The sequence below is a fragment of the Geodermatophilus obscurus genome, from assembly GCF_900115395.1.
Taxonomy (GTDB): domain Bacteria; phylum Actinomycetota; class Actinomycetes; order Mycobacteriales; family Geodermatophilaceae; genus Geodermatophilus; species Geodermatophilus obscurus_B.
In genome coordinates this window covers 247,040-272,167 of record NZ_FOWE01000008.1, presented here as the reverse complement: position 1 = coordinate 272,167, position 25,128 = coordinate 247,040, and the positions used below count along the sequence as shown (strand labels likewise).

The 25,128-nt window shown below is 74.7% G+C and carries 22 protein-coding genes; 13 read left to right on the top strand and 9 right to left on the bottom strand.

The annotated features are described in order from the left end of the window. Nucleotides 1-325 precede the first annotated feature (325 nt). On the top strand, nucleotides 326-1,357 hold the full coding sequence (recA, locus tag BM165_RS17445; RefSeq protein ID WP_075014790.1) for a recombinase RecA: 1,032 nt from the start codon (nucleotides 326-328) through the stop codon (nucleotides 1,355-1,357). A gap of 8 nt (nucleotides 1,358-1,365) precedes the next feature. Further along, on the top strand, nucleotides 1,366-2,103 hold the full coding sequence (locus BM165_RS17440) for a regulatory protein RecX (RefSeq protein ID WP_083427451.1): 738 nt from the start codon (nucleotides 1,366-1,368) through the stop codon (nucleotides 2,101-2,103). 118 nt (nucleotides 2,104-2,221) lie between these two features. On the opposite strand, the gene BM165_RS17435 is transcribed toward BM165_RS17440, so the two are convergent. The 5 genes from BM165_RS17435 to BM165_RS17415 all read right to left on the bottom strand — a co-directional run bounded on the left by BM165_RS17435 (nucleotide 2,222) and on the right by BM165_RS17415 (nucleotide 6,220). Then, nucleotides 2,222-2,812, bottom strand: a complete 591-nt coding sequence (locus BM165_RS17435; protein WP_075014789.1) for a hypothetical protein — start codon at nucleotides 2,810-2,812, stop codon at nucleotides 2,222-2,224. 116 nt (nucleotides 2,813-2,928) lie between these two features. Then, nucleotides 2,929-3,822, bottom strand: coding sequence for an amino acid ABC transporter permease (locus tag BM165_RS17430; RefSeq protein WP_075014788.1), 894 nt, complete (start codon nucleotides 3,820-3,822; stop codon nucleotides 2,929-2,931). Continuing rightward, the gene (locus tag BM165_RS17425; RefSeq protein ID WP_075014787.1) at nucleotides 3,819-4,466 is read right to left on the bottom strand and encodes an amino acid ABC transporter permease; all 648 of its coding nucleotides are present in this window, start codon (nucleotides 4,464-4,466) and stop codon (nucleotides 3,819-3,821) included. The genes BM165_RS17430 and BM165_RS17425 overlap by 4 nt, the downstream gene beginning before the upstream one ends. Before the next feature lie 75 nt (nucleotides 4,467-4,541). Continuing rightward, a complete protein-coding gene (locus tag BM165_RS17420) occupies nucleotides 4,542-5,432 on the bottom strand; it encodes a glutamate ABC transporter substrate-binding protein (protein ID WP_075014786.1) in 891 nt (296 codons plus the stop codon). Nucleotides 5,433-5,464: 32 nt separating this feature from the next. After that, complete coding sequence (locus tag BM165_RS17415) at nucleotides 5,465-6,220, bottom strand: amino acid ABC transporter ATP-binding protein (RefSeq protein WP_075014785.1); 756 nt, start codon at nucleotides 6,218-6,220, stop codon at nucleotides 5,465-5,467. Nucleotides 6,221-6,354: 134 nt separating this feature from the next. On the opposite strand from BM165_RS17415, the gene miaB reads away from it, so the two are divergent. Then, nucleotides 6,355-7,830 carry a tRNA (N6-isopentenyl adenosine(37)-C2)-methylthiotransferase MiaB gene (gene miaB / locus BM165_RS17410; RefSeq protein WP_075014784.1) on the top strand — a complete coding sequence of 492 codons (1,476 nt, stop codon included), beginning with the start codon at nucleotides 6,355-6,357 and terminating at the stop codon, nucleotides 7,828-7,830. A gap of 122 nt (nucleotides 7,831-7,952) precedes the next feature. Here miaB and BM165_RS17405 read toward each other — a convergent pair whose 3' ends face one another. Then, entirely contained in the window at nucleotides 7,953-9,524 is a 1,572-nt protein-coding gene (locus tag BM165_RS17405) for a DUF349 domain-containing protein (RefSeq protein ID WP_244274300.1), read from the bottom strand. A 40-nt stretch (nucleotides 9,525-9,564) separates the two neighbouring features. On the opposite strand from BM165_RS17405, the gene BM165_RS17400 reads away from it, so the two are divergent. From BM165_RS17400 to dapF, 3 genes are read left to right on the top strand one after another with little or no spacing between them, the layout of a single operon-like run. Beyond that, on the top strand, nucleotides 9,565-10,260 hold the full coding sequence (locus tag BM165_RS17400) for a class III extradiol ring-cleavage dioxygenase family protein (RefSeq protein ID WP_075014783.1): 696 nt from the start codon (nucleotides 9,565-9,567) through the stop codon (nucleotides 10,258-10,260). Continuing rightward, entirely contained in the window at nucleotides 10,245-11,177 is a 933-nt protein-coding gene (gene miaA, locus BM165_RS17395) for a tRNA (adenosine(37)-N6)-dimethylallyltransferase MiaA (RefSeq protein WP_244274299.1), read from the top strand. Before BM165_RS17400 ends, miaA begins: the two co-directional genes overlap by 16 nt. Further along, nucleotides 11,174-12,061, top strand: coding sequence for a diaminopimelate epimerase (gene dapF, locus BM165_RS17390; RefSeq protein WP_075014782.1), 888 nt, complete (start codon nucleotides 11,174-11,176; stop codon nucleotides 12,059-12,061). Before miaA ends, dapF begins: the two co-directional genes overlap by 4 nt. On the opposite strand, the gene BM165_RS17385 is transcribed toward dapF, so the two are convergent. Beyond that, nucleotides 12,058-12,261, bottom strand: coding sequence for a hypothetical protein (locus tag BM165_RS17385; protein WP_075014781.1), 204 nt, complete (start codon nucleotides 12,259-12,261; stop codon nucleotides 12,058-12,060). The two genes, dapF and BM165_RS17385, sit on opposite strands and share 4 nt — an antisense overlap. 168 nt (nucleotides 12,262-12,429) lie before the next feature. Here BM165_RS17385 and hflX point away from each other — a divergent pair, with 168 nt between their 5' ends. From hflX to BM165_RS17370, 3 genes are all read left to right on the top strand, one after another. Next, entirely contained in the window at nucleotides 12,430-13,911 is a 1,482-nt protein-coding gene (gene hflX, locus BM165_RS17380) for a GTPase HflX (RefSeq protein ID WP_143108207.1), read from the top strand. 113 nt (nucleotides 13,912-14,024) lie between these two features. Further along, entirely contained in the window at nucleotides 14,025-14,789 is a 765-nt protein-coding gene (locus BM165_RS17375) for a phosphatase PAP2 family protein (protein ID WP_244274298.1), read from the top strand. Then, on the top strand, nucleotides 14,761-15,819 hold the full coding sequence (locus tag BM165_RS17370) for an NHL repeat-containing protein (protein ID WP_075014780.1): 1,059 nt from the start codon (nucleotides 14,761-14,763) through the stop codon (nucleotides 15,817-15,819). The genes BM165_RS17375 and BM165_RS17370 overlap by 29 nt, the downstream gene beginning before the upstream one ends. Nucleotides 15,820-15,852: 33 nt before the next feature. On the opposite strand, the gene lexA is transcribed toward BM165_RS17370, so the two are convergent. Further along, the gene (gene lexA / locus BM165_RS17365; RefSeq protein ID WP_075014779.1) at nucleotides 15,853-16,641 is read right to left on the bottom strand and encodes a transcriptional repressor LexA; all 789 of its coding nucleotides are present in this window, start codon (nucleotides 16,639-16,641) and stop codon (nucleotides 15,853-15,855) included. Between the two features lie 298 nt (nucleotides 16,642-16,939). On the opposite strand from lexA, the gene BM165_RS23910 reads away from it, so the two are divergent. The 4 genes from BM165_RS23910 (at nucleotide 16,940) to BM165_RS17345 (ending at nucleotide 22,642) form a co-directional block, all read left to right on the top strand. After that, nucleotides 16,940-17,653 carry a LysM peptidoglycan-binding domain-containing protein gene (locus BM165_RS23910; protein ID WP_143108206.1) on the top strand — a complete coding sequence of 238 codons (714 nt, stop codon included), beginning with the start codon at nucleotides 16,940-16,942 and terminating at the stop codon, nucleotides 17,651-17,653. Between the two features lie 130 nt (nucleotides 17,654-17,783). Further along, nucleotides 17,784-18,581, top strand: coding sequence for a hypothetical protein (locus BM165_RS24385; RefSeq protein WP_177225237.1), 798 nt, complete (start codon nucleotides 17,784-17,786; stop codon nucleotides 18,579-18,581). Nucleotides 18,582-19,102: 521 nt separating this feature from the next. After that, nucleotides 19,103-19,645: a transcriptional regulator NrdR gene (nrdR, locus tag BM165_RS17350; protein WP_075014777.1), complete on the top strand. Its 543-nt coding sequence runs from the start codon at nucleotides 19,103-19,105 to the stop codon at nucleotides 19,643-19,645. 117 nt (nucleotides 19,646-19,762) lie between these two features. Further along, complete coding sequence (locus tag BM165_RS17345; RefSeq protein ID WP_075014776.1) at nucleotides 19,763-22,642, top strand: vitamin B12-dependent ribonucleotide reductase; 2,880 nt, start codon at nucleotides 19,763-19,765, stop codon at nucleotides 22,640-22,642. 272 nt (nucleotides 22,643-22,914) lie between these two features. Here the strand turns inward: BM165_RS17345 and BM165_RS17340 are convergent, their stop codons facing one another. Beyond that, nucleotides 22,915-24,909: a putative bifunctional diguanylate cyclase/phosphodiesterase gene (locus BM165_RS17340; protein WP_075014775.1), complete on the bottom strand. Its 1,995-nt coding sequence runs from the start codon at nucleotides 24,907-24,909 to the stop codon at nucleotides 22,915-22,917. Nucleotides 24,910-25,128: the final 219 nt, after the last annotated feature.

Here is a 25,128-nt window from a genome sequence, read left to right as displayed (position 1 = left end):
GTACTCCGCACGGAGTAGCCGCCGCCCGCGAGGTCCGTCCCGGCGGCCGACGCGGCGAGGGTCCCGGCGTCCCTGGCGTCGACGGCGTGATCGAGATCCGCGGACTGACCAAGCGCTCCGGCGACCGCACCGCCGTCGACAGCCCACGGCGGCCGGCCCGCGTGTCGCTCGACTCGAACACCTGTTCGCCCTACAGTGGCGTCCACAGGGCGGTCGTCCCTCCACAGGCCGAGTCGGTTCCCGGAAAGTGTCAGACCCCCGGCCTAGCGTCGCCTCCGACACCGCATCGACTCCACGACACGTGACTTCCCCGAAGGTGAGCAGCATGGCAACGCTGGACCGCGACAAGGCCCTCGACATGGCCCTCGCCCAGATCGACAAGCAGTTCGGCAAGGGATCCGTCATGCGCCTGGGCGACTCGCCCGAGGTCGCCATGAGGGTCATCCCGACGGGTTCCATCGCCCTCGACATCGCCCTCGGCGTCGGTGGCCTGCCGCGTGGCCGCGTCGTCGAGATCTACGGCCCGGAGGCCTCCGGCAAGACCACGGTCGCCCTGCACGCGGTGGCCAACGCCCAGGCGGCCGGCGGCATCGTCGCCTTCATCGACGCCGAGCACGCGCTCGACCCGGAGTACGCCCGGGCGATCGGCGTCGACACCGACGCGCTGCTGGTCAGCCAGCCCGACACCGGTGAGCAGGCGCTCGAGATCGCCGACATGCTGATCCGCTCCGGCGCACTCGACCTCATCGTCGTCGACTCCGTGGCCGCGCTCGTGCCCCGCGCCGAGATCGAGGGCGAGATGGGCGACAGCCACGTCGGCCTGCAGGCCCGGCTGATGAGCCAGGCCCTGCGCAAGATCACCGGTGCGCTCAGCAACTCGGGCACGACCTGCATCTTCATCAACCAGCTGCGGGAGAAGGTCGGCGTCGTCTACGGCTCGCCGGAGGTCACCACCGGTGGCCGCGCGCTGAAGTTCTACGCCTCGGTCCGGATCGACATCCGCCGTATCGAGACCCTCAAGCAGGGCACCGAGGCCGTCGGTAGCCGGGTGCGCGTCAAGGTCGTCAAGAACAAGGTCGCCGCCCCGTTCAAGCAGGCGGAGCTCGACCTCATCTGGGGTACGGGCTTCAGCCGCGAGGGCGGTCTGATCGACATCGGCGTGGAGCAGGGCTTCGTCCGCAAGTCCGGTGCCTGGTACACGTACGAGGGCGACCAGCTCGGCCAAGGCAAGGAGAACGCGCGGAACTTCCTGCGCGACAACCCCGACCTCGCCGACGAGATCGAGAAGAAGATCAAGGAGAAGCTGGGCATCGGCCCGCAGGTCGACGCCCCGGCCGCCGAGCCGGCTGACTTCTGAGCCGTCCGGTGACCGGCTGGTCCGGGGCGCTCCCCGAGGGGACCGACCCCGACCGGTCCGGCGGCCGGCGCGGACGCCGGGCCCGCGAGTCGGGCTTCGGCGATCGCGCCGGCCGCACACAGCGGCGGTCCGGGCCGTCCCCTGACCCGGACGGCCCGGCCGCCGCTGCTCCGTTCCCCGGCCCCGACGGGGCCGACGACGAGCCGGCCGACCCCGAGGCGGTGGCCCGCGCCATCTGCCTGCGGGCACTGACCGGCACGGCGAAGACCCGCCAGCAGTTGGCCGACCTGCTCGCGCGCCGTGGCGTCCCCGAGGAGGCGGCGACCGCCGTCCTCGACCGGTTCGGCGAGGTCGGCCTCATCGACGACGCCGCCTTCGCCCGCGCCTGGGTGACCTCCCGCCAGGCCGGCCGTGGCCTCGCCCGCCGGGCGCTGCGCGCGGAGCTGCGGGCCAAGGGCGTCGACGGCGAGGAGGCCGAGCAGGCCCTCGCCGGGGTCGACGACGACGACGAGCGGGCCGCCGCCCGGCGCCTGGTCGAGCGGCGGCTGCCGTCGCTACGCCGTGTGGACCGCACCACCGCCACCCGCCGGCTGATCGGGATGCTCGCCCGCAAGGGCTACGGCGGTGGGCTGGCCGCCGGTGTCGTCCGAGACGTGATGGACGAGACCGGCTTCGGTGCCGTGGACCCCGATACCGACCTCGCCGACGCTGACGGCGGTTCCGGCTGGAGCGACCAGGACGCCTGAGCGGCTCCCCGCCCCGTCCCCGCCGGACGACGCGGCCCGGCCAGGAGCGCCCCGTCGGCCCGGGGTCGGCGGCCGCAGCACTCTGCGCGGGCACCGGCTCCCGGGCCGAGCGGGTCGGTCAGCCGGCGACCGGTGCCACCGTGATGGCCTCGGTGGGCAGGTCGCCGCCCCGGGCAGCGGGCACGGCCGCGTGGGGAGAGCGGCCGGCGAGGGAGGCGAGGGGCATCGCCGTGGTCGGCAGACTCCCGGCCGCCACCGCGGGGACCACCGCGGTCGGCAGTGCTGAGACGGCCGTCGGCGGCGTCCAGGCGGTGAGGTCGACGGCGTGGCCACCGGGCGCCTCGTCGTCGGGGACCAGGCCGGCGCCCTCGTCGTCGTGCCGGGTGTCCAGCCACTGCTGGATGGTCGACGCGAACGCCCGGTCGGCGAGTGCCGCGGCACGGCTGACCGGCCCGAGGAAGGTCAGGTCGCGCTCGCTGCCGTCGGCGGCGCGCAGGACCACCCGGCAGCGCGCCCGGCGGTGCCGGGCCGGCGGTACGACCTCCCGGACGACGGCGGAGTCCGCCCCCGCAGCGGCGGCGAACCTCGGAGCGGCCGCGCGCAGTCGGTTCACGAAGTCCTGGGCGGCGTCGGTCTGCCCGTCGGGCAGGCGCGCCAGCGACGGCAGCGACGGCAGCGGCGGCACGATCGGGCGGAGTGCGGTGTCCACGCCTGCTCCATCGGCAGGCACGCGGCCGGGTCTGACGAGCCCGGGCGAGCGGGGTGGGCGACGGGCCCGGAGGTGCGCGCCGTGACCGGCCCGTGTCCCCGGCCCGCCGCCCCGGGTCAGGCCGGTCCGGCCGGCGTGCCCACCGGAGCCTCGGCGGAGGCCGCCACCTCGCTGGTGGCCGCCGTCTTGCGGTTGCGGCGGGTGCGCTTTTCCACGTACTTGGCGACCTGCGAGAGCAGCACGTTGATCACGATGTAGATCAGGCCGGCCGCCACGTAGAGCTGGAAGGTGTACTCGTTGCCGAAGCGTGGGGTGAAGAACTCGACCAGGCTGCGCGCCTGCCGGAGCAGCTCGAAGTAGCCGATGATGAAGCCCAGCGAGCTGTCCTTCAGGAGCACCACCAGCTGCGCCACCAGCACCGGCAGCATCCGGCGGATGGCCTGGGGCAGCAGCACCAGGGTCATGACCTGGCCCTTGCGCATGCCGAGCCCGAAGGCGGCCTCGCGCTGGCCGCGGTCGACCGACAGGATGCCGGCGCGGAAGATCTCGGCCAACACCGAGGCGTTGTAGAGGACCAGCCCGCCGGTCAGCGCGGCGAAGGCGCTGATCTCGGCACCGAACTTCGGCAGCACGAAGTACAGCGCGAAGATGACCACCAGCAGCGGGATGGCCCGGAAGAACTCGATGAACGTCGCCGACGGGATCCGCAGCCAGCGGTGGTCGGACAGCCGGCCCACGGCCAGCAGCAGCCCGAGCGCGGTGGCCAGCACCATGCCGACGGCGGCCACCTGCAGGGTCCGCACGAGCGCCTCGCCCAGCGCCTGCGGCACGCCGGTGCGCGGGTCGGTCAGCACCGACCACCGCGCCGGATCGAGCTGGCCGTTGCCACCGAGCCGCCACAGGACGAAGGCGATCACGGCGAGCACCAGCAGCCCGCCCACGATGGTGGCGATGCGGATCCGGGCCCGCGCCCGGGGACCCGGGAGGTCGAAGAGGACCGGGGTGCTCATCGCAGGATCGCCACCCGTCGCTCGATGCGGTTGAGGGCCAGGGCCGCAGGCAGCGTGATCACCATGTAGCAGGCCACGACGCCCACCAGCACGAGGACGAGTTCACCGGCGTTGGCGTTGACCAGCCGCGGCAGCAGCGAGCTCAGCTCGCTCACGGAGAACCCCGCCGCGATCGAGGTGTTCTTGACCATGGCGATCAGCACGTTGCCCAGCGGGGGGACCACGGTCCGGAAGGCCTGGGGGAGGACCACCTGGCGCAGCGACTGCCCGAAGGTGAGCCCCAGGGCCCGCGCGGCCTCGGCCTGTCCCGGGGACACGGAGTTGATGCCGGACCGGACCGCCTCGCAGACGAAGGCGGCGGTGTAGAGGCCGACGGCCAGGACCGAGCCGGGGAAGAAGCCGATGACGAAGTCGATCTGCGGCAGCCCGAAGATGATGAAGAAGAAGACCACCGTCAGCGGGGTGTTGCGGAAGGTCTCCACGTAGAAGGTGGCCAGCCCGCGCAGCGGCAGGATCGGGCTGACCCGGAAGGCGGCCAGCAGCGTGCCGAGCACGACGGCGAGCAGCCCGGCCAGCACGGACATCCCGAGCGTGGTCAGGAACGCGTCCCAGAACAGGCCCGCGTTGTCGGCGTAGAACTGCACGGCGCCTCCTCCCGAGGTCCGACGGACGGCGGGCCGTCGTCCGGGGGATCCCCCGGACGACGGCCCGCCCCGGCATCAGTAGCGGTCGACCTGCGGCGGCTCCGGGGCCTCCTCGCCGGTGATCGCACCGGCCGTGCGGTCCCAGGCGTCGGCCCAGCTGCCGTTCTCGAAGGACTCCTCGAGCACGTCGTTGACGAAGTTGCGGAAGTCGGTGTCACCCAGGGTCAGGCCGATGCCGTAGGGCTCCTCGGTGAACGGGTTGCCCACCAGCTCGAAGCCCTCGGGGTTGCCGGCGACCAGGCCGGTGAGGATGACGTTGTCGGTGGTCACCGCCTGGACCTGGCCGTTCGTGAGCGCGTCGGCGCACTTCGAGTAGACGTCGAAGAGCGTCAGCGTGGCCTCGGGGTAGTTGTCCCGGATGTTCTGCGCCGGGGTCGAGCCCTCGACCGAGCAGACGTTCTTGCCGGCGAGGTCGTCGGGGCCCTGGATGCCCTCGGGGTTGCCGGCGGCGACCATGATGTCCTGGCCGGCGAGGTAGTACGGCCCGGCGAAGTCGACGAGCTGCTTGCGGGCGTCGTTGATCGTGTAGGTCGCGATCACCATGTCGACCTGGCCGTTCTGGATGAACGGCTCGCGGTTGGCCGAGACGGTCTCCACCCACTCGATCTCCTCCGCCGCGATGCCCAGCTCGGCCGCGATCAGCTTGCCGATCTCGACGTCGAAGCCCTCGGGGACACCGTCGGGGTTGAGCAGGCCGAAGCCGGGCTGGTCGAACTTGGTGCCGATGGTGATCGCGCCGGCCTCGTTGAGCTCCGCCATCGTGGTGCCGGCGTCGAACTCGACGTCCTCCTGCACCTCGGCGGTGTTCTCCGCCGACTCCGTCGCCTGGTTGCCGGCCTCGCTGGCACAGGCGCTCAGCGCCAGGCCGAGCGCCGCCAGTGCGGCGAGGTTGCGGGTGGTGCGCATGGGGGTCCTCCCGGTGCGGTGGTGCGTGGACGTCAGTGGTTGAGGATCTTGGACAGGAAGTCGCGCGCCCGGTCCGAGCGCGGAGCCGTGAAGAAGGTCTCGGGGTCGGCGGCCTCGACGATCCGGCCGCCGTCCATGAACACGACCCGGTTGGCCGCCTTGCGGGCGAAGCCCATCTCGTGGGTGACGACGATCATCGTCATGCCGTCGCGGGCCAGGCCCACCATGACGTCGAGGACCTCGTTGATCATCTCGGGGTCGAGGGCCGAGGTCGGCTCGTCGAAGAGCATGACCTTCGGGTCCATGGCCAGGGCGCGGGCGATGGCGACGCGCTGCTGCTGGCCACCTGACAGCTGGGCCGGGTACTTGTCGGCCTGGGCGCTGACGCCGACGCGTTCGAGCAGTTCGCGGGCGCGCTGCTCGGCCTGTGCCTTGGACTGCCGGCGCACGCGGGTCGGCGCCAGCGTGACGTTCTGCAGGATCGTCTTGTGGGCGAAGAGGTTGAAGCTCTGGAAGACCATGCCCACGTCGCTGCGCAGCCGCGCGAGGGCCTTGCCCTCCTCGGGGAGCTTCTCGCCGTCGATGCTGATCTCGCCCTGCTGGATCGACTCCAGCCGGTTGATCGTGCGGCACAGCGTGGACTTGCCCGAACCCGAGGGCCCGATGACGACGACCACCTCGCCACGGTCGATCCCCAGGTCGATGTCCTGGAGGACGTGCAGGTCGCCGAACCACTTGTTGACGCCGGTGAGCTGGACGAGAGGTCCTCCGGCGGTCTGGCTGGTCACGCGGCAGACACTAGGGCCGCAGGGGGACGGCGCGGTCCCGAGGTCATCACGAACCAGTAACGGATCAGCGCTGGCCGTGACGACACCGCGGTCGCCACGGGGCGTCGGCCGCGCGCCGTACCCTCGTCAGCGCCATGGGAACCGAGCTCGCCAGCCCGCCGCGCACCTACCGGGTGCGCACCTACGGGTGCCAGATGAACGTGCACGACTCCGAGCGGCTGTCCGGGCTGCTCGAGGCCGCCGGCTACGCCGCCGCACCGGAGGGCCAGGACGCCGACGTCGTCGTGCTCAACACGTGCGCGGTGCGGGAGAACGCCGACAACCGCCTCTACGGCAACCTCGGCCACCTGCGCCCGGTGAAGGACGCCCATCCGGGCATGCAGATCGCCGTCGGCGGGTGCCTGGCGCAGAAGGACCGCGGGGAGATCGTCCGCCGCGCCCCGTGGGTCGACGTCGTCTTCGGCACGCACAACGTGGGGTCGCTGCCGGCGCTGCTGGAGCGCGCGCGGCACAACGCCGAGGCCCAGGTGGAGATCGCCGAGGCGCTCGAGGTGTTCCCGTCGACGCTGCCGGCCCGGCGGGAGTCCGCCTACGCCGGGTGGGTGTCCATCAGCGTCGGGTGCAACAACACGTGCACGTTCTGCATCGTGCCGGCGCTGCGCGGCAAGGAGCGGGACCGCCGGCCGGGGGATGTCCTCGCCGAGGTGCAGGCTCTGGTCGACCAGGGCGTGCTCGAGGTGACGCTGCTCGGCCAGAACGTCAACGCCTACGGCGTGGAGTTCCGCGACCGGGGCGCCTTCGCCGACCTGCTGCGCGCGACCGGGCGCATCGAGGGGCTGGAGCGGGTCCGCTTCACCAGCCCGCACCCGCGCGAGTTCACCGACGACGTCATCGAGGCGATGGCCGAGACGCCGGCCGTCTGTCACCAGTTGCACATGCCGCTGCAGAGCGGGTCCGACGACGTCCTGCGCCGAATGCGCCGCGGCTACCGGCAGGACCGCTACCTCGGGATCATCGACCGGGTCCGCGCCGCGATGCCCGACGCCGCGATCACCACCGACGTCATCGTCGGTTTCCCCGGCGAGACCGAGGCCGACTTCGAGCAGACCCTCGAGGTCGTCCGGCAGGCGCGGTTCGCCAGCGCCTTCACCTTCCAGTACTCCAAGCGCCCCGGGACGCCGGCCGCCGACATGGACGGCCAGCTGCCCAAGGAGGTCGTGCAGGAGCGTTACCTGCGGCTGACCGCGCTGCAGGACGAGATCAGTTGGGCGGAGAACCGGGGGCAGGTCGGGCGCACCGTCGAGCTGCTGGCCGCTGCGGGGGAGGGCAGCAAGGACGCGCGGACGGGCCGGATGAGCGGCCGCGCCCGCGACGGCCGGCTGGTGCACTTCGCCGGCGGCGCGGGGGTGCGCCCCGGCGACGTCGTCGAGACCGTCGTCACCGGGGCCGCGCCGCACCACCTCGTCGCCGACGGGCCACTGCTGTCGCACCGGCGCACCCGCGCCGGCGACGCGCACGAGGCCGGCACCCGCCCGACGACGCCCGGCGTCCCGCTCGGCATGCCGGGGATCGGCGTCCCGCCCCCGCTCGCTCCCGTCGGCGGCTGCTGAGCGAGCCGGCGGCTGGTCAGCGACGGGGCCCGCGCACGATCAGGTGACCTGATCGTGCCGCGTCCTGGCTCACCGTCGGAGGTGAGCCAGGACGCGCGGCGCTGAGCCCACCTGATCGTGCGTCAGCGGCGGGAGGCCGCCCGCTCGGCCTCGGCCAGCCACTCGCGGCGGGTCGCCAGGTTCACCCTGGCCTCGTCGATGCGGCGGGCGTCGCCGGCGGCCTCGGCCTTGGCCAGCTGCTCCTCGGCCTTGGTGACCGCTGCCCGCATCGAGGTGACCATCGGGTTCTCCGGCGCCGAGCGCACCCGCCCGGAGTCGGCCGCGCCGCGGATCCGCTGCTCGACTGCCTGCATGCGGTCCTCCAGCGAGCGCATCGCCCCGCGCGGCACGTGGCCGATCGCGTCGTAGCGCTCCTGGATGCGCCGCAACGCCGCCTGCGCGCCCCGCAGGTCGCCGGTCGGGTCGAGCTTCTCGGCCTCGGCGAGCAGCTCCTCCTTGGCCTGCTGGTTGGTCAGCTGCTCGGAGTTGCGGGCCTTGTCGGACTCGGCGCGGGCGGTGAAGAAGACGTCCTGGGCGGCGCGGAACTGCTTCCACAGGTCGTCGTCGCCGTCGCGGCCGGTGCGGGGCACGGCCTTCCAGCGGTCCATCAGCGAGCGCATGGCCGCGCTGGTCGGGCCCCAGTCGGTGGACGTCGACAGCTGCTGCGCCTCGGCGATGAGCGCCTGCTTGGCCGCGCGGGCCTCGCCGCGCTGGACGTCGAGCGCGGCGAAGTGGGCGCCCCGCCGGCGGCCGAACGCGTCGCGCGCCGCGGCGAACCGCGACCACAGCGCCTCGTCGGTCTTGCGGTCGATGCCGCGGATGGTCTTCCACTCCTCGACGATCGCCTTGAGCCGGTCGCCGGCGGTCTTCCACGACGTCGACTCCGCGGCGATCTGCTCGGCCTCGGCGGCCAGCGCCTCCTTGCGGGCGACCTGCGCGGCGCGGGCGGCGGCCTTTTCGGCGCGCGACTCGGCGGCGGCGGAGTCGGCGGTCCCGATCATGGCGCGGGCGCGGGCGGCCAGGCCGTCGAGGTCGCCGACGGCCGTCGCGGTCGGGATGGAGTCGGCCAGCGCCTGTACCTTGGCCCGGATCTCCGACGGGTTGCCGGTGTGCGCCTTCAGCCGCGCCTCGAGCAGGGACACCTCGGTGGCGAGGTCGTCGTAGCGACGGGCGAAGTGCGCCAGCCCCGCGGCCGGGTCGCCGGCCTGCCACGAGCCGACCGCGCGCTCGCCGTCGGCGGTGCGCACGTAGACGGTGCCGTCCTCGTCGACGCGGCCCCACTGCGCGGGGTCGGAGACGGTCGCCACGGCGGGAGCCGGCCGGGCGGGGACGGGCACGGTCCGCTCGGGCACCGAGCCCTCGGCCGCGGCGGGCTCCTCGGCGGGGACGGTCACGGTCTGCTCGGCGGGGACGGCGACGGTCTGCTCGGTGGGGGAGGTCTCCTGTGGCGCCGGCACCGTCGCCGGCACCTCCGGCTGCACCTCCGCCGTGGCCTCCGGCGGGGCCGTCCCGTCCGCCGTCGGGTCGGCCAGCGCGGCCGCCTCGGGGGTGGGCGCGGCGGGCGTCCCGGCGTCGGGGGTGACCGCGTCCGGGCCGGCCGTCTCGGGGACGGGGACCTGCTGCGACCTGGCTCCGGGGTTCTCCGTGCTCGACACGCACCGCAGTGTCCCACGCCGCATCCGCGACACTGCTGCGGTGAGCAGCCCGCCCTCCGGACCGGTCTCGGTCGCCTTCTGCCCGTGCCCCCCGCTGCTGCTGCCGCAGGTCGCCGGCCGGGCCGCGGCGGACACCGCCGGGCTTCGCGGCGCCTGCGCCGAGGCCGTCGACGCCGTCCTCGCCGCCCGGCCGGACGTGGTGGTCGTCGTCGCCCCGGACGCCGAGGGTCGCTACGGGCCCGGCGACGGCGGGGACCTGCGCGGTTTCGGCGTCGACGTCGAGCTGCCACTGGACGGCGGCCTGCGCCCGGGCGGCCGGCGGACACCCCTGGGCCTGACCGTCGGCGCCTGGCTGCTCGACGCGACCGGGCACGCCGGCGCGCGGGTCGGCGTCGGCCCGCAGGACCTGGCCGGCGTCGTCGCCGGGCTCCCCGGGCCGGTCGTGGTGCTGGCCATGGGGGACGGCTCCGCCCGCCGCAGCCTGAAGGCGCCCGGGCACCTCGACGACGCCGCGGCCCCGTTCGACGCCGCCGTCGCCGCCGCCCTGGCCGCCGGGGACGCCGCGGCGCTGGCCGCCCTCGACACCGCGGAAGGCGCGCGGCTGCTGGCGGCGGGCGTGCCGGTGTGGCGGGCGGTCGGCGCCCTGCTGACCGGCCGGGAGGTCACCGGCCGGCTGCTCGCCGACGAGGCGCCGTTCGGCGTCGGGTACCTGGTGGCCGCGTGGCAGAGCAGCTGAGCGGGCCGCCGGTCGTCGCGGTCGTCGGGCCCACCGCCACCGGCAAGACCGCGCTCGCGGTCGAGCTGGCGCTGGCGCTCGGCGGCGAGGTGGTCAACGCCGATTCCATGCAGCTCTACCGCGGCATGGACATCGGCACCGCCAAGCCCGACGCCGCCGAGCGGCGGGGGGTGCCGCACCACCTGCTCGACGTCTGGCACGTCCGGGAGGCGGCCTCCGTCGTCGACTACGCCCGCCGGGCGCGCGCCGAGGTCGACCGGCTCCGGGAAGCGGGTGTGCTGCCGCTGCTGGTGGGCGGGTCGGGTCTCTACGTCCGCGCGGTCCTCGACGACCTCGACTTCCCGGGCACCGACCCCGCCGTCCGCGCCCGGCTGGAGGCCGAGCTCGCCGACGCCGGCCCGGCCGCGCTGCACGCCCGCCTGGCCGCCGTGGACCCCGACGCCGCGGCCGCCGTCCTGCCGAGCAACGGGCGGCGGATCGTGCGCGCCCTGGAGGTCGTGGAGCTGACCGGCGGTCCCTTCCGCGCCACCCTCCCCGAGCCGCGCCCGCACTACCCGGCGGTCGTCGTCGGCCTCGACCGGGAGCCCGCCGAGCTCGACGCCCGGGTGGCGCAGCGGGTGGACCGGATGTGGGCCGCGGGCTTCGTCGCCGAGGTCGAGGCGCTGGCGGGGAAGGGCCTGCGCGAGGGCCCCACGGCGTCCCGGGCGCTCGGCTACGCGCAGGTGCTCGCCCAGCTCGCCGGCGAGCTCACCGCCGAGGAGGCGCGCGAGCGGACGGTCACCACCACCCGCCGCTTCGTCCGCCGGCAGCGCTCCTGGTTCCGCCGCGACGCCACGACGACGTGGTTCGACGCCGCCCGTCCCGACCTCGCCGGCGCGGTGGGGGAGCTGCTCGCTGGCCGTACGATCGGGCGGTGAGCGACCGGTTCCTCCTCGGGCACGGCACCGAGAACGACTTCGTCGTCCTGCCCGACCCGGACGGGGACCGCTGGCCGGAGGACCGCCTCGACGCCGCGCTGGTCCGGCGGCTGTGCGAGCGCCGCTCGGGCCTCGGCGGTGACGGCGTCCTGCGGGTGGTGCGCAGCGTGCACGTGCCCGACGCGCCCGATGTCCTCGGCGACCGCCTCGCCGACTGCGAGTGGTTCATGGACCACCGCAACGCCGACGGCTCGCACGCGGAGATGTGCGGCAACGGCATCCGGCTGTTCCTGCACGTCCTGGTGACCGAGGGCCTGCTCGACCGCGCGGCCTGCGCCGACGGCGTCCTCGTCGGCACCCGCGGTGGCCCCCGCCGCGTGGGTGCGTCGCCCGACGGCACCTACTGGGTCGACATGGGGCCGGCCCGGCCCTTCGGCCGCGGCGAGGCCACCGTCGCCGGGCAGGCGTTCGCCGGGCAGGCGGTGTCCATGGGCAACCCCCACCTGGTCTGCGCCACCGACGCCGACCTCGACGCCCTCGACCTCACCCGGCCACCCGGCGTCGACCCGGCCTTGTTCCCCGACGGCGTCAACGTCGAGTTCGTGCAGGTGCTCGCGCGCCCGGCCGAGGGCGCCGACGCGCACGTGCGGCTGCGGGTGCACGAGCGGGGGGTGGGCGAGACGCGGTCGTGCGGCACCGGCGCCTGCGCCACCGCCTACGCCGCGCTGGCCGCCGGGGCCGACGGGCCGCAGCAGGGCACGGTCGTCGTCGACGTCCCCGGCGGCCGGCTGACCGTCGACGTCTCGCCGGGGACGACCGTGCTGCACGGCCCGGCCGTGGTGGTCGCCGCCGGCGAGCTCACCGCGGAGTGGCTCGACTCCTAGGGGTTGTCCGGGGTGTCCGCCCGGGTCTCCGGCTCGTCGGTGGGCGCCTCGGGCTTGTCCCCGGGGCCCACGTTGCCGGTGCCCCGCGGCGAGCCGGCCCCGGTGTCCTGGTCGGCGCCGCCGAAGGGGTTGCGCGGCACATCGAGGCCCACGGGGTCGCGGCCCGGGTCGTCGATGCCGGCGTCGTCGCTGGTGCTCACGGCTGTCTCCCTGATCGGTGGTCGTGCGTGCCCTCGCCCGCAGCCCTACCCGCCGGCCGGCGGGATGCACGCGGGCTCGTCCGGTGTTGCACCCTCTGTATGACGACGACTGCACACACGACGACAACCCAGGTGACCGCTGACGACGCGCGTGTCACGCTGGACCCGATGACGACCGCACAGAACCGCGCCGTGCTCGCGGACGCGCAGGACCGGGCCGAGCGCGCGGACGGGACCCCGCGTCCCGTGCCGGAGGGCCCGGTCGACCAGGCCGACGACACCACCGGCTCCTACGACCTCGAGGCCCGTGGCGCGCTGCGCCGGGTGGCGGGGCTGTCCACCGAGCTCGCCGACATCAGCGAGGTCGAGTACCGGCAGCTGCGCCTCGAGCGGGTCGTGCTCGTCGGGGTGTGGACCGAGGGCACCCAGGCCGACGCCGACCGGTCGCTGGCCGAGCTGGCAGCGCTCGCCGAGACGGCGGGCTCGGAGGTGCTCGAGGCGGTGAGCCAGCGGCGGGACAAGCCCGACGCCGGCACCTACGTGGGCTCCGGCAAGGCCAACGAGATCCGCGACGTCGTCGCCGCCACCGGCGCCGACACCGTCATCTGCGACGGCGAGCTGACCCCCGGCCAGCTGAACGCGCTGGAGAAGATCCTCAAGGTCAAGGTGGTCGACCGGACCGCGCTGATCCTCGACATCTTCGCCCAGCACGCCACGAGCCGGGAGGGCAAGGCCCAGGTCGAGCTCGCGCAGATGCAGTACATGCTCCCGCGGCTGCGTGGCTGGGGTGAGTCGCTGTCCCGGCAGGCCGGTGGCCGTGTCGCCGGCGGTGGCGGGATCGGCACCCGCGGACCCGGTGAGACGAAGATCGAGACCGACCGGCGGCGGATCCGCGCGCGGGTGAGCAAGCTGCGCCGCGAGATCGCCGGCATGGCCACCGCCCGTGCCACCCAGCGCTCGGCGCGCGACCGCAACGCCGTCCCCAGCGTGGCGATCGCCGGCTACACCAACGCCGGCAAGTCCAGCCTGCTCAACCGGCTCACCGGCGCGGGCGTGCTGGTGGAGAACGCGCTGTTCGCCACCCTCGACCCCACCGTGCGCCGCGCGCAGTCGCCCGACGGCCGCGAGTACACGCTGACCGACACCGTCGGCTTCGTGCGGCACCTGCCGCACCAGCTCGTCGACGCGTTCCGGTCGACGCTGGAGGAGGTGGCCGGCGCCGACCTGCTGCTGCACGTCGTCGACGGCTCCGACCCCGACCCGCTCGGCCAGATCGACGCGGTGCACGTGGTGCTGCGGGAGATCGACGCTGCGGCGGTGCCCGAGCTGATCGTCGTCAACAAGGTCGACGCCATGACCGAGGACGACGTGCTCACCCTGCGGCAGGCCCTGCCCGGCGCGGTGTGGGTCTCGGCGCGGACCGGTGAGGGCATCGAGCGGCTGAGCGAGATCGTGGCCGCCCGGCTGCCGCACCCCGACGTCGAGGTCGAGGTGCTCGTGCCCTACGACCGCGGCGACCTGGTCGCCCGCGTCCACCGCGACGGCGAGGTCCTGAGCGAGCAGCACGAGGCCGAGGGCACCCGGCTCACCGCGCGGGTCGACGGCGGACTCGCCGCCGCCCTCGAGCGGTTCGCTGCACCGGTCGGCTGACCCCTTCCTGCTCTCACCCGCCCGGGTGACCGGCGCCCCGCCGGCCACCCGGGCGGCTCGCCGTCTGCGGTCGACGAGGTCACGGACGGGTCACGGGCCGGTACCGTGACCGGGTGACCAGCGGCCGTCTGAGCAGCGGCACGGTGCGGCCGGGGCCCGGAGCGCCGGCCGACGGCGACCCGTCGGCCCCCGTCCCCGCGCGCGCCGGAGTGACGACCGGCCGGCCGCCGTGGTGGTTGCTGCTGACCGCGTTCGCTGTCGCCGTCGCCGTCACCGCCGACCTGCTCAGCCGTGGCGTGCTGGAGCGGCTCGACCTCCAGGTCTCGGAGGTGGTCAGCAGCTGGGACCTGCGCGACTCCCCGGGCTACTGGCCGGTGTGGGCGGTGACGCAGATCGGCGGGCGCGGCACCATCCTCATCGTCCTGACCGGGCTCGTCGGCTGGCTGTGCTGGCGCCGGCGCACGCTCGTCCCGCTGGTGCGCGTGCTCACCGCCCTGGTCCTGCTGACGCTCGTCGTCTACGCGGTCAAGTACGGCACCGGCCGCACTGCGCCGGCCTACCCGGGGTCCTTCTTCCACCGCGACGGCGCCAGCTACCCCTCCGGGCACGTGGCCAACGCCGTGCTCATGTGGGGCGTGGCCCGCTGGCTGGCCGTCGACTACCGCCTCGACCCGCGGGTGCAGCGGACCCTGTGGCTGCTCAGCGTCGTCGGCCCGGTCGCCACCGGCATCGCGATGGTGTCGCTGGACTTCCACTGGGTCACCGACGCGGTCGTCGGTGCCGCCGTCGGGGTGCTGCTGCTGGGCGTGGTGCACGCACTCGACGCAGTCGTGATGTCACGCTGGGCGAGTGCCCGAGTCGGCCGTCCCCCCGCGTAGCGCCCGGCGGGCCGCTGCGGTCGGCCTCGGTCTGGCGCTGGCGCTCCTCCCCGCGGTCCCCGCGTCGGCCGAGGAGCCGGCCCGACCGTCACCGCGGTGCCAGGTCACCGACCCCCGGCTGGCCGAGCTGTCCGGGCTGGTCGACGTCGGCGACCGGATGCTCGCCATCCCCGACGGCGGGGACCAGGTGACCGTGTCGGTGCTCGACCAGGCGTGCCGGGTCGTCGACGAGACCGTCGCGCCGCTCGACCCCTACGACCCCGAGGACCTCGGTGTCGGGCCCGACGGCACGGTCTGGCTGGCCGACACCGGGGACAACAACGCCACCCGCACCACCGTCGCGCTCATCGCGCTGCGGCCCGACGGCACGACGTCGCTGTACCGGCTCACCTACCCCGACGGCCCGCACGACGCCGAGGCGCTGCTCGTCGCCCCCGACGGCACTCCCCACGTGGTCACCAAGGAGGTGCTGGGCGCCAGCCACGTCTACCGCCCGGCGGCGCCGCTGACCGACGCCGGCACGGTGGCGCTGGCCGACGTCGGCACGGTGACGCTCACGCTGACCGGCACGCCTGGTGGCCCGGTGGGCCGGGCCGGGCAGCTGCTGGTGACGGGCGGTGCGGTCGCCCGCGACGGCAGCCGGATCGCGCTGCGCACCTACACCGACGCCTACGTCTGGGCGCTCACCGGTGCCGACGTCCCGGCCGCGCTCGCCGGCGAACCGGTGCGCATCCCGCTGCCGCCCGCTCCCCAGGGGGAGGCGGTGTCCTTCACCGCGGACGGCAGCGCGCTCCTCGTCGCCGGCGAGGGCCTGCCGGGCGACGTCACGCTGGTGCCGGTCCCCGCGCGGACCCCCGCCCCGACGCCGTCGGCGGCCGCGGATCCGTCGCTGGCGGCCCTGCTTGACGACGGCGGCACCGGCCTGTCCTCGGTCGTCGCCGGGCTCATCGCGGCCGCCGTGGCCACGCTGCTGCTGTGGATCGGTGGCCGGCTGCTCCGCCGGCAGCCGGCCCCACCGTCCTCCGGCTGAGCGGCCCGCCCACGGGACCGCCGAGCGGACCGGTCAGACGCGGCGCAGGACGGTGACGACGCGGCCGAGGATGGTGGCCTCGTCGCCCGGGATCGGCTCGTAGGCGGCGTTGTGGGGCAGCAGCCACACGTGCCCGTCGCGGCGCTTGTAGGTCTTGACGGTGGCCTCGCCGTCGAGCATCGCGGCCACGATCTCGCCGTTCTCGGCGGTCGGCTGCTGACGGACGACGACCCAGTCGCCGTCGCAGATCGCCGCGTCGACCATGGAGTCACCGGCGACACGGAGCATGAACAGGGTGCCCTCGCCGACCAGCTCGCGGGGGAGCGGGAAGACGTCCTCGACCGCCTGCTCGGCCAGCACCGGGCCACCGGCGGCGATCCGGCCGACGAGCGGCACGTAGGTGGGCGCGGTGGCGCCGTCGGCGGCCGCGGGGACCGCCGGCGCGGACTCGGCCGTGGCGGTGGTGTCTCCGGGCAGCCGGACGTCGAGTGCCCGCGGGCGGTTGGGGTCGCGCCGCAGCCAGCCCTTCTTCTGCAGCACCGACAGCTGGTGGGCGACCGACGACGCGGAGGACAGCCCCACCGCCTCGCCGATCTCCCGGACCGAGGGCGGGTACCCGCGGCGCTCGATCGAGTCGCGGATGACCTCGAGGACCCGGCGCTGGCGCTGGGTCAGCCCGTCACCGGCCTCGGCCCGGTCGGGGAAGGTGCGCACCGCGGCGGTCTCCGTCCCGCCGCCGGAGGCGGTCTCGCGCCTGCCGCTGGTGCGCCGGGTGGCCGTGCCCGCGCGCGTGCCCTGGCCGGTGCCGCTCGTGCCCGCCACGTCTCCTCCTCGCCGGCCGCGTCCCCGCGGCCCTCGTGTCCTGCCCACCGCCCGTGGCGGAGCGCCCGTCCGTCCCGCGACCGGAGGCTCCGGTCGCGAGCCGGCAGGCGCCGCCCGCGTCGGCGCCGACGGCGGGCGGAGGGCTGCTCACCGGACCGTAGCGCCTCGGGGCCGGCACTTCAAACGTGTGTTCGAAACGGGGTCCGTGTCGGGTCGACCCCGTCACTGCCATGCGGTAGACATCGCACACACGTTCGAGTCGAACGCGTGTTCGAGAGGGCCTGACGAGGGAGTGGTCATGGGCAGCGTGCGGCAGGCGGTCCTGGAGTTCGACGCAGCGGTCCGCGTCCCGTGGCGGCCGTTGCTCCGCGAGGAGGTGCAGGGAGCGGCGGGCGCGGGTGGTCGCCAACCCCGTCGCACCGCTGCGGTCGGTCCGTCCCCGGTGGCGGCCCGCTCCGGTACGCCCGGCTCGGGTGGGCCGGTCTCCGGTGGATACGGCTCCGGTGGAGCCCGCTCCCGTGTCCCCGCCGCCGGCCTGCCCGGCTCCGGCCCCCGTGTCACCGGGCACCTGCGGCCGGTTCCCGACCGTCCGGTCGACCGGGCGCCGCGGACCACCGGCCCGGCCGCCGCGGCCCCTCGCACCCGCCGTGACCCGGTCCGGCCGGGCGGCCGCCCGCCGCAGTCCGCGCCGGCGCGGGGCCTCGTCCGTGGCCGGTGCACCCCGCCGCCCGTCCGGCTGACCCGCCGCGGACGCCGCCTGGTCGCCGTCCTCGTCCTGGCCTCGGGCCTCGCGGGCGCCGTCGTGGGCCGGGAGGTCCTGGCGCCGGACCCCGGTCTGCGCCTGGCGGGGGAGAGCAGCGTCGTCGTCGAGCAGGGGGACACCGTGTGGTCCATCGCCGACCGCGTCACCGGGCCCGACGAGGACGTGCGCGCCGTCGTCGACGCGATCGTGGTCCTCAATGACCTGGAGGGCTCCGTGGTCGTCCCCGGCCAGGTCCTGCAGGTGCCCTGACCTCCGTCGGTGGCGCCGGAGGGGCGGGAGGGGCTCCGGGGAAGTGACGAGAGCGTCCGGCACGGTTCGTCAACCATCGACGCCCGGTCGCTCACGAACTGGCCGCGGACGGTCACTTACGGTCAGGAGCGTGTCAGCAGCCGTGAACAGCAGGTCAGCCGTGGCCTTCGGATCGCCCCAGGACGTCGAGGTGCTGGTGGACGGCGCCTGGGTGCCGGGCGCGATGCTCGGCTGGCGGCACGACGAGACCGGGGGCTGCGAGGCCTGGGTCCAGCTGCGGGCCCAGGTCCCCGGCGTCGTGGAGGGCGCCGGCACGTGGGTCGGCCTGGCCGACGTGCGGCTGCCGGAGCGCCACCTGTCGCTCGCGCCGGCGCCGGCCACCGGTGCGATGCCGGCCACTGCTGCGATGCCGGCCACTGCTGCGATGCCGGCCACTGCTGCGATGCCGGCCACTGCTGCGATGCCGGCCGCGGCCGGGGCGCCTGCCGCCGTCCGGCCCCGCCGCTCCCGCCGGCACGGTGCCGACGTCACCGCGGAGCAGCCCGCCGTCGGTGCCGGCATCGCGGGCCGCCACCGCGCCCCTGCGGGATCCGTTGCCGGGTCCGCCGCCGGACGGCACCGCGCCGTCACGACGGAGATGCCCGCCGTCGCGGGAGGCCCCGCGGTCGACGCCGCTCCCGTCGAGCGCGGAGCCGGGCAGCCGGACGTCACCGTCGCCGCGCCCACCGTCGCCACGCCCACCGTCGCCTCGCCCGCCGTCGCCGCGCCCACCGTTGCCGCGCCCGCCGTCGGTGGTCCTGCCGGTGCCGCACCCGCGATGGCGGCTCCCGCCGCCGGCGACCACGACATGCTGACCCGGCCGATCCGCGTCGGTGACCTGGTGCCCGGTGCGCGCGGCGGGCGACCGCCGGTGCGGCCGTCGGCCTGAGCGGTCCGCCGGACCGGGGGCGTCGCCCCCCGGTCGTCCCGTGACGGGTGCCCGACGGGGTCGCGGTCCGTCGCCGGGTGGTGGCCGGTGGGTGGACGGCGCGTGTCCCCACCACGGTCGGGGAGGGGTGCGTCTACACCCGCGACCGGCCTCCTGCGCGCCGACACACCGCTCGTCGCGGCGTGTCGTGTGACGGGTGGGGGAGGTGCTCGCCCGTGGTCACGGAGGGGTCACGACCGGGTCTCGGCGGAAGAGACACGCCTGCCCTCGCCTTGCAGATGTAGTGGAGGGCGGCCTACTGTCCCCCCACATCTAGTAGTTGCACTGAAGGAAGTCCTCCACAGGTCGTCCTCAGCTCCTCCCCCGGACGTCCACCGGATGTCCCCAGGGAGGTCCACAGCAGAGGCCGGCAGCAGAGGCCGGCGGGCGGGGTGCGCACAGCACCCGGGGAGTCCGCCGGCACGTCCCGTCCGCCACCGGGGTCCCGGTGCCGAGCCCGTTCCCGGAGGAGGTGAACCGCAGTGCGTTGCCCGTTCTGCCACAACCCCGACAGCCGCGTGATCGACTCGCGCGAGGCCGACGAGGGGGCCACCACCCGCCGCCGTCGCTCGTGCCCGGCCTGCGGTCGCCGCTTCACCACCGTGGAGGAGGCCGTCCTCGCCGTCGTCAAGCGCAGCGGCGTCAGCGAGCCGTTCAACCGCTCCAAGGTCGTCGCCGGCGTGCGCCGGGCCTGCCAGGGGCGGCCGGTCGACGAGGACCAGCTCCAGCAGCTGGCCCAGCAGGTGGAGGACGCGATCCGGGCGAGCGGGGTGGCCGAGGTGCCCAGCCACGAGGTGGGCCTGGCGATCCTGCGGCCGCTGCGCGAGCTCGACGAGGTGGCCTATCTGCGCTTCGCCAGCGTCTACCGCGCCTTCACCTCGGTCGAGGACTTCGAGAAGGAGATCACCGAGCTGCGGGCACGCCACCACACCGGGGGCACCCCTCCGCTGCCGGGCATGCAGCTCGACCCGCCCGCGCCGCGCCGTCGTGGCGGGCGTACCCAGCCGGCGCCACCCGGCACCTGACCACCGGCCGGCAGCGCCGCCGGCCGCGCAGCACGACCAGAAACCGTCAGCACCGCCAGATAGGAACAGGGTGGCTCTCTTCCCCAGCCGCCCGGACCACTCACCGAGGGAGAGCTCGTGACCGAGATCGAGGACCGCCCGGCAGGCCGTACGCGTCGGGCCGTCAAGGCGCCGACCAGGGGGAAGGGCCTGAAGGTCAAGCGGGTCTACACGACCGCCGGGGTGCACCCGTACGACGAGGCGACGTGGGAGCGCCGCGACGTCGTCATGACCAACTGGCGCGACGGCTCGGTGAACTTCGAGCAGCGCGGTGTCGAGTTCCCCGCCGAGTGGAGCATCAACGCCACCAACATCGTCACCACGAAGTACTTCCGTGGCGCCGTCGGCACCCCGCAGCGGGAGACCAGCCTGCGTCAGCTCATCGACCGGGTGGTGCTCACCTACGCCGCCGCCGGCCGCGAGCACGGCTACTTCGCCACCGAGGGCGACGCCGAGGTCTTCGAGCACGAGCTGACCTGGATGCTGCTGCACCAGGTGTTCAGCTTCAACAGCCCCGTGTGGTTCAACGTCGGCACGAGCGCGCCGCAGCAGGTCAGCGCGTGCTTCATCCTCGCCGTCGACGACACGATGGACTCGATCCTCAACTGGTACCGGGAGGAGGGGCTGATCTTCAAGGGCGGCTCCGGCGCCGGCCTGAACCTCTCCCGCATCCGCTCGTCCAAGGAGCTGCTGTCCTCCGGCGGCACCGCCTCCGGCCCGGTCAGCTTCATGCGCGGCGCCGACGCCTCCGCCGGGACGATCAAGTCCGGTGGCGCCACCCGCCGCGCGGCCAAGATGGTCGTCCTCGACATCGACCACCCCGACGTCGAGGAGTTCATCGAGACCAAGGCGCGCGAGGAGGACAAGATCCGCGCGCTGCGCGACGCCGGGTACGACATGGACCTCGGCGGCAAGGACATCACCAGCGTCCAGTACCAGAACGCGAACAACAGCGTCCGCGTCTCCGACGAGTTCATGCGCGCGGTCGAGGAGGGCGGCGACTTCGGTCTGCGCTCCCGCCTCGACGGCTCGGTCATCGAGACCGTCGACGCCAAGGCGCTGTTCCGCAAGGTCACGAAGGCCGCCTGGGAGTGCGCCGACCCGGGCATCCAGTACGACGACACGATCAACGACTGGCACACCAACCCCGAGACGGGCCGGATCAACGCGTCCAACCCCTGCTCGGAGTACATGAGCCTGGACAACAGCTCGTGCAACCTCGCGTCGCTGAACCTCATGAAGTTCCTCAAGGACGACGGCACCTTCGACGCGCGCACGTTCGTCAAGGCCGTCGAGCTGGTCATCACGGCGATGGACATCTCCATCTGCTTCGCCGACTTCCCGACCGAGCCGATCGGTGAGACCACCCGCGCCTACCGCCAGCTGGGCATCGGCTACGCCAACCTCGGCGCGCTGCTGATGGCCACCGGTCACGCGTACGACTCGCGTGGCGGGCAGACCCTCGCGGCGGCGATCACCTCGCTGATGACCGGCACCGCCTACCGGCGCTCCGCCGAGCTCGCCGGCATCGTCGGGGCCTACGAGGGCTTCGCCCGCAACGCCGACGCCCACGCCCGGGTCATGCGCAAGCACGCCGCGGCCAACGACGCCATCCGCCCGGTCGGCGCCGACGACGCCGACGTGCTCAAGGCCGCCACCGCCCAGTGGCAGGAGTGCCTGGAGATCGGCGCCGAGAACGGCTGGCGCAACGCCCAGGCCTCGGTGCTCGCCCCCACCGGGACCATCGGCTTCATGATGGACTGCGACACGACCGGCATCGAGCCGGACTTCTCGCTGGTCAAGTACAAGAAGCTGGTCGGCGGCGGGTCCATGCAGATCGTCAACCAGACGGTCCCGCGGGCGCTGAAGAGCCTCGGCTACCAGGACGAGCAGGTCGAGGCGATCGTCGAGTACATCGCCGAGCACGGCCACGTCGTCGACGCCCCGAGCCTGCGCCCCGAGCACTACGAGGTGTTCGACTGCGCGATGGGCGAGCGGGCCATCTCCCCGATGGGGCACGTCCGGATGATGGCCGCGGTGCAGCCGTTCATCTCCGGCGCCATCAGCAAGACGGTCAACATGCCGGAGACGGCGACCGTCGAGGACGTCGAGAACATCTACTTCCAGGGCTGGAAGTACGGCCTCAAGGCGCTGGCGATCTACCGCGACAACTGCAAGGTCGGTCAGCCGCTGTCCGACGCGCACTCCGCCAAGAACGGGGCCAAGAAGGCGGACGCGACGGTCGAGGTGGAGGCCGCCCCGGTCACCACGACGTCGCACCCGGTGCGCCGCCGGCTGCCGAAGAAGCGCCAGAGCATGACGACGTCGTTCAGCGTCGCCGGTGCCGAGGGCTACATGACCGCCGGGATGTACGAGGACGGCAGCCTCGGCGAGGTGTTCCTCAAGCTGGGCAAGCAGGGCTCGACCCTGGCCGGTGTCATGGACGCCTTCTCGATCGGCATCTCGATCGCGCTGCAGCACGGTGTGCCGCTGGAGACCTACATCCAGAAGTTCACCAACATGCGCTTCGAGCCGGCCGGCATGACCGACGACCCGGACATCCGGATCGCCCAGTCGGTGATGGACTACATCTTCCGGCGCCTGGCCCTCGACCACCTGCCGGTCGAGGCACGCGCCACCCTCGGCATCTTCACCGCCGAGGAGCGCGCGGCGCAGGTCGCGGGCACCTACGGCAGCTCCGCCTCGACCGCCGAGGTCGTCGAGGCCGAGGAGGTCGACGTCGAGGCGCTGCGCGGCTCGGTGCCGACCGAGCAGCCGGCCAAGCCCGAGATCGCGGACAAGCCGGTCAAGGAGGCCCACTCCTCGGCCGAGCTCCTCGAGCTGGTCACCGGCACCGCCACCGACGCGCCGCTGTGCATGACCTGCGGCACGAAGATGCGCCCCGCCGGCAGCTGCTACGTCTGCGAGGGCTGCGGCTCCACCAGCGGCTGCAGCTGACGGCACGGCTCGCCGGGACGCCCCACGGCGTCCCGGCGGGTCCGCTCGGGATGTCCCCGTCGCTCGTGGTGACATCCCCTGCCGAGCCCGGCAGCACTGCTGGGCCCGGCAGAGACACCGGCCCGCCCCGGCCCTCTTCGGAGGGTCGGGGCGGCCGTCGTCCACCGGCCCGCCCGAGGGCCGGGCACAGGGCCCGGGGACAGGGCGGCCGGGCGGACCGCCGAGCCGCGCCGGCGCCGCACCCGGGCCGGCACTGCGCCCGGGGCGGGCGGTCAGGCGGGGGTGAGACTGACGGGGGGACCGGCGGTCAGGTCCGCGCCGGCCGGCCGGCGGGCCGGATCGGCCAGCCAGGCGGCGAGCTCGGTGCAGGGCACCGGGCGCGAGTGCAGGTACCCCTGCACGGTGGTGACGCCGGCGCGGGCCACGAACTCCTGTTGCGCGGGGTCCTCCACGCCCTCGGCGACGGTCTCGAGCCCGAGCCGGCCGGCCATCTGCACGACCGCCTCGAGCACCGCCCGGTCGACCACCTCGGTACCGGCCCCGGCCACGAACGACCGGTCGATCTTCACCACGTCCACCGGCAGCGTCCGAAGCGTGGTCAGCGCGGAGTAACCGGTGCCGAAGTCGTCGACGGCCAGCCGGACGCCGAGCCCGGTCAGCGCGTCCAGCGCGGGCTGCACCGCGCCGAGGTCCAGCGCCGTCGACTCGGTGATCTCGACGACGAGCCGTGCCGGCGCCAGCCCGCTCTCGCGCAGGCACGCCCGGACGACGGCGGGGAAGCGGGGGTCGGCCAGCTGGGCGGGGGCGACGTTGACGTGCAGTGCCACGGGCCGGTCGTCGGACCAGCCGGCCGCGTCGGCGCAGGCCCGCCGGAGCACCGACTCACCGATCGCCACGATCAGGCCGCTGTCCTCCGCGGCCTCGAGGAAGGCGGCGGGGGAGAGCAGGCCGCGCGTCGGGTGCGCCCAGCGCACCAGCGCCCCGACGGCGGCGCACCGGCCGTCGGCGACCGCCACGATCGGCTGGTAGTGGACGACGAACTGCTCCTCGTCGACCGCCCGGCGCAGCTCACCGACGAGCGTCCGACCTCCCACGGCGTCCCGCAGGGCCGGGGAGAAGGTGCGCACCCGGTTCTTGCCCGAGGACTTTGCCGCGTACATCGCCAGGTCGGCCCGCTGCACCGCCTCGTCACCGGAGACGCCGGGCACCAGCGGCGCGAGACCGACGCTGGCACCGACCTGGACCAGCCGGCCGTCCAGCCGCACCGGCGCCGACAGCCGCTCGACCAGCCGCTCGGCGATCGCCCGGGCCTCGGCCTCGGTCGCGCCACGGACGAGCGCGGCGAACTCGTCACCGCCCAGCCGGGCACAGACGTCCTGCTCCCGCATCGTCCCGGCGACCCGGGCCGCGACGTGCTGCAGCAGCAGGTCACCGACGGCATGGCCGAGGGCGTCGTTGACCGTCTTGAAGTCGTCGAGGTCGGCGAAGAGCACCCACACGTCCGTGGTGCCGGACGCGGCGGCGTCGTCGAGGGCCGCGGCGAAGGCGCCGCGGTTGGCCAGCCCGGTGAGCGCGTCGGTGCGGGCCCGCACCTCCAGGTCGCGGCGCTCGTCACCGGCCCGCAGCGCCAGCGCGGCCAGGGTGCCGAGCGACCGCAAGGCGGTCAGGACCTCAGTCGGCACCCCGCCCGGCGCCCCGGCCAGGAGCACGTGCCGGTGGGCGGAGAGCGCCGGCAGCACCACCCAGTCGGCCTCGCTCCCGGTCGCCGCGGTCAGCGGGGCGGTGTCGGCCACCTCGAGGCCGTCACCGCCGGCCACCGGCGCCAGCGCGGCGGGCGGGAGGACCGCGACGTCGTGCACGAAGCCGCCGCTGCGGGCGACCACCGGCCGGCCGGCCGCGTCGCCATCGCCCACCAGCAGCGCCCGCAGGCCCGGCGTGCTCGCGCAGACGGCCTCGACCGCAGCCCACACCCGCTGCCGGATCTCCACCGGGTCGGTCACGCCCAGCAGCTCCCCGCCCAGCGCCACCAGGACGGCGTCGCGCTCCCGCGTCGCCTCCCGCGCCAGCAGGGCCACCGCCAGGTGGCGCGCCCCGATGACGGTCAGCCCCACGATCGGCAGGGTCATGAAGACGATCGCCGGGTCGTTGACCTCCATGCGCCCGGGCAGGCCGGGCCAGGCGAGGGCCGCGAGCGTCATCCCCGCGCACATGGCCACGGCGTAGGCGGCGACGTGCGCCGTCCGGCCGTACACGGCGCGCAGGTACATGCCCGGGAAGCACGCCGAAGACCCACTCCGGCCCGGGGGCGGCGAGCGCGAAGACCGTGATCGCCACGACGTCGGCGAGGTCGAGGGCCGACCGCGGGACCCCGGTGACGTAGCGGTGCGTCCACGAGCCGGCCAGGGTGGCCCCGGCCGTCAGCACCGCCGCCCGCGACCAGCCGCCACCGGCCTGCACCGCGGCCCCGGGCGTGACCACCACGAGCG

Coding starts and splice junctions, on each gene's coding strand:
- BM165_RS17420 (WP_075014786.1), bottom strand. CDS start 5,432: ATGCGCACCACCCGCAACCTCGCCGCACTGGCGGCGCTCGGCCTGGCG.
- hflX (WP_143108207.1), top strand. CDS start 12,430: ATGACGACCGCACAGAACCGCGCCGTGCTCGCGGACGCGCAGGACCGG.
- BM165_RS17430 (WP_075014788.1), bottom strand. CDS start 3,822: ATGAGCACCCCGGTCCTCTTCGACCTCCCGGGTCCCCGGGCGCGGGCC.
- miaB (WP_075014784.1), top strand. CDS start 6,355: ATGGGAACCGAGCTCGCCAGCCCGCCGCGCACCTACCGGGTGCGCACC.
- recA (WP_075014790.1), top strand. CDS start 326: ATGGCAACGCTGGACCGCGACAAGGCCCTCGACATGGCCCTCGCCCAG.
- BM165_RS23910 (WP_143108206.1), top strand. CDS start 16,940: ATGGGCAGCGTGCGGCAGGCGGTCCTGGAGTTCGACGCAGCGGTCCGC.
- BM165_RS17340 (WP_075014775.1), bottom strand. CDS start 24,909: ATGTACCTGCGCGCCGTGTACGGCCGGACGGCGCACGTCGCCGCCTAC.